Origin of the sequence: Mesorhizobium waimense (genome assembly GCF_003601975.1) — a bacterium.
Lineage (GTDB): Bacteria > Pseudomonadota > Alphaproteobacteria > Rhizobiales > Rhizobiaceae > Mesorhizobium > Mesorhizobium waimense.
In genome coordinates this window covers 1-3,467 of the sequence record NZ_QZWZ01000117.1, presented here as the reverse complement: position 1 = coordinate 3,467, position 3,467 = coordinate 1, and the positions used below count along the sequence as shown (strand labels likewise).

The following is a 3,467-nucleotide window of genomic DNA, read 5'->3' as shown; positions in this document are numbered from 1 at the left end:
GGTAGCGCTTGGTCTTCTTGGCGATCTTGGCCATCCGGCCACGGCTCTGTTCGGTCCACATCCACAGCTTGAATCACAAACCAGCCTCCGCCGAAATCCCAATTTTCCGATTTTCCAAACGGCCTCTAAGGTCTCGCCGCGCTTGATGATGATCTCTCTAGGCCTGAATTCTCGATCCTTTTGCGAGATCGCGTTGGCGCCTAAAGCTGCTCCTGCAAGGAGTCCCCCATGCTCGCGTGGTCTGGAGACCGGACGTTCCTCGCGCAACGGTAGCAGCCTTGATGTCATTCAACCCCTCTGGAACTTCAACTTTACCATAATTCGACCCGGCTCGGGAGATGTAGCATCGCGCATCCTGCACGACGATGCTTTGCTGGCGAACGACGGATCGTCGTATCCCCAGATATGGTGACGATCCAATTCTTGCGCGTCCGAGTTCTTTGCGCTCTCGCGCAGGAGCGAACGATTATCAAGGATGTCGCGACGTGACCGCGATCTGGCGCGATGTTGCCAGGGCGGTGGCCGCCCGATCGGCCGAGATCAACCCCAGGCGAGCGCCTTCGTGCGTGATGATCTCATCGCTATATTCTTCCATGGTTCGTCCTCCTGGCATGAGGATAGGCTCGACGAGCAACCCTCGTTTCAACACTGCCAGTGTAGGGCGAACCACCTCACAGCCGGCAACCAGAAAGGACATAAGGTCTTACAAGACAAGAGGGCGAAACGAACCGAGCGAAGCGACGCCCGAGGGAGCAAGTGAATGCATGTGTCGGCCAACTGCACTTTCGACCAAGCCGCTCCATACCCAGCTTACCCCATCAAGTGCCACGTGAGCACGAAGAGAATCCAGGCATCCGAAAGCCGAAAGCGTCGAGAACGCTCACAACTCACAACCGAGCGGCCGCCCTTGATTTCGTTAGAAAACACTATCGGTCAGTTGTGGCTATTGGACCCGGAGCCACTCCAAACGCGTCGCGTCTTCCCAAATGTCGGAATGTGTCGACAGATTTTCCGAACTTATACGCTCCGCAAGTGATCGGCTGGTGTCGCGCCGGGTTTGCCTCTGAGACGCAGCTCTCCAGGGGCGCAAAAACAGCGCCATGGTCGGCATCGATGAAGAACGGTATCGAATAGCGTTCCCGTCCGGAGGTGTTCACTACCCGATGCAGGTTGGCAAGATAGAGGTCGTTGGTCAGCTTCTGCATGAGGTCGCCGATGTTGACAACGAAGGTGCCAGGGATGGGTCTGCCCTCGACCCAGACACCATTCCGGTTCATCACCTGAAGCCCCCCTACGCTATCTTGCGCGAGAATGGCCAGGTTGCCAAAGTCGGTATGCGCGCCGATACCGATGATCTTCTCGTCCACGACTCCGGACTGCGGCGGATAGTGTTGCAAGCGTTGCATCGTAATTGGATCCCTCATTCGCGGCTCGAAGAAATCTGATCGAAGATCAAGGCTGAGCGCTATTCCGCTCAGAATCCTCATCGAAAGCTCCTTCATAGCCTGGTGACAGGCCAACACGGTCTCTCTGAAACCGGACAGCATGACTGGCCACTGGTTGGGCCCAAAGAACGGCCCTTCGACACTCGGCCGCTCGGGCCCGATGTCGAAGCACTCTTTTAGATCCTTGGTTTTCGCCGGGTCGGTGTTTTCGCCAAAGAATTCAATATAGCCGCGTAACGCGACGCTGGAATTGCTAATGTGCAACTTCATCTTTTCGTCGGTCGGGAGGTCAAAGAACGTGCGAGCCTGCGCAAAGGTCTCCGTCACCAAGTCCCCCGGCAAACCGTGGTTCTTGATGTACATGAAACCGGCATTGGTCAGCGCCCATCGAATTTCCTTCGCCACGGTTCGTGCGTCGCTTCCATCCAGCAGCGGGCCCACATCGATGATTGGGAGTCGGTCGAAAGGCTGACGCTGGGCGCGAAGCCTATCGTCGAGTTGAAGCAGTTTCGATTTCGTCATTGACCTTCATCCTATTTTCTTGGTGGTGTATTATTGCGCGGCATGCTTTCGAAGGTGCTGGCCGCGCTTCGACAAAACTGAGCTAAGACAACTCCAGGCCCCTAAATCGGCGCCGAGACATGGCTGCATCCATGAGAGCAACTCGGTAGGCGTCGCTTCTGACCACATCGGACACCTTTAGCTGCCGTCGTCTAAAGAGGGGCGAGGAGAATATGAAAGCAAAGCAGCCCGATCGCTTCCAAACACAACATCGTCTGCCCGTGCATGCGGCAACATCTTCGGCTTTCCTTAGGTAACCTGCTTTTTCACTGGATTTGTAGCTCAGTAGCCGACAGGTGGGTTGTTGCCGACACCCTGCGTTCGCAAAGCGGCACACTATTCCCTGCTGCCGGCAACGCTCTGGCACCGGTCGCGCGGCAAAAGTAACTAGGATGAATTAAACAGGCAAGTTAAACATCAGTTAAAAAACATGACTTTTAAATTGCTGTGCGACGCCGGTTGCAACAATTTCCTTTTTCAAGTGGATGTCTTATATTACCGGTCACTTATGTAGGAAAAATTGAATATCAGTCGACTTTGATAAAAGCTACGGTCGCGGTCAGTAGCTCGGCCATTCGGCTTTCGCCCTGACAAGGTGAGACGGATCCGCGATCGAGGCGTCTGGTTCGCCTCCGCTTGCTGCAGGCGCCGTTCCGCATCCATGACGGCGTCGACGTAGTCCTGAAATGCGATCTGCTGAGCGGGGTGTTCGAAAGCCAAGTCGAAAGCCATCGCCGGAAAGCCATTCGCCAGGCCGTCCCACGCTCATGCTTGCGCCCGTGTCGCAGCAGAAATCCTTGAAGATGTTGGCGCGCTCGCGTCACGACTTGTCGGACGATGCTGCGTAGCCGGATCATGTCGCGCATGGCTTCATGATCGGCATCGGGCACCCAGACTGGCGTCAGCTCTCCGGCCCGGTGGAGGCGGGCAAGCATGGTCGCATCGCGACTGTTCGTCTTCACGCGATCACCGGGCTTCTTCGGAATCAGTGACGGTTCCACCACGTCGCACCGGTGACCGAGGCGCGTGAGTTGGCGATAAACGCCATAGCCGCACGGTCCGGCCTCATAGCAAAACACCAGCGGTTTACCGGACTTCACGAGACGATCGCACAGCTTGCTGATGGCATCAGGGTCATTCGCAATCTCGCCAAGATACTCCACCGCGCCGGAGCGCCCGTTCTCCGCCACCGCGATTGAAATCCGTTCTTTGTGAATATCCAAACCGACAAATCGGGTATGTTCCATGTGGCCCGTCTCCTATGCATGAGGCTCTGTGCCGGCCCAGCCGGCTTAACCCTCGTACCGTTGCATATCGGATGACGGGCCGCCCTCAGTGTCTGAATCAGAATGACCGTCGTGTTTTCATGCCCTTGCGAGCCTTCGGGTGAGCATGCGAATGTTTGCGATGTAGATCCACGCCTGTGCGGATTCGATTGATCGCTCGAAGTCCTTTGCCAGC

At 56.2% G+C, this 3,467-nt stretch carries 4 protein-coding genes and 1 pseudogene; 1 reads left to right on the top strand and 4 read right to left on the bottom strand.

Annotated elements, in window-relative coordinates; translation table 11 throughout:
- Positions 1-412, top strand: a 412-nt coding sequence (locus D3227_RS42455; protein WP_208646618.1) for a hypothetical protein, incomplete at its 5' end; no start/stop codon positions are given.
- Between the two features lie 57 nt (positions 413-469).
- Here the strand turns inward: D3227_RS42455 and D3227_RS44000 are convergent.
- The 4 genes and pseudogenes from D3227_RS44000 to D3227_RS39800 all read right to left on the bottom strand — a co-directional run.
- On the bottom strand, positions 470-595 hold the full coding sequence (locus D3227_RS44000) for a hypothetical protein (RefSeq protein ID WP_281035070.1): 126 nt from the start codon (positions 593-595) through the stop codon (positions 470-472).
- 331 nt (positions 596-926) lie between these two features.
- The gene (locus tag D3227_RS39810; protein WP_120019410.1) at positions 927-1,967 is read right to left on the bottom strand and encodes an isopenicillin N synthase family dioxygenase; all 1,041 of its coding nucleotides are present in this window, start codon (positions 1,965-1,967) and stop codon (positions 927-929) included.
- 566 nt (positions 1,968-2,533) lie between these two features.
- Positions 2,534-3,253, bottom strand: coding sequence for an IS110 family transposase (locus D3227_RS39805; RefSeq protein WP_120019409.1), 720 nt, complete (start codon positions 3,251-3,253; stop codon positions 2,534-2,536).
- Positions 3,254-3,370: 117 nt separating this feature from the next.
- Positions 3,371-3,467 (bottom strand): annotated as a pseudogene (locus D3227_RS39800) (IS5/IS1182 family transposase); the annotation flags it as partial.

Bases quoted from the DNA above. Each gene is read 5' to 3' on its own strand.
- D3227_RS44000 (WP_281035070.1), bottom strand. From the start codon at position 595: ATGGAAGAATATAGCGATGAGATCATCACGCACGAAGGCGCTCGCCTG.
- D3227_RS39810 (WP_120019410.1), bottom strand. From the start codon at position 1,967: ATGACGAAATCGAAACTGCTTCAACTCGACGATAGGCTTCGCGCCCAG.
- D3227_RS39805 (WP_120019409.1), bottom strand. From the start codon at position 3,253: ATGGAACATACCCGATTTGTCGGTTTGGATATTCACAAAGAACGGATT.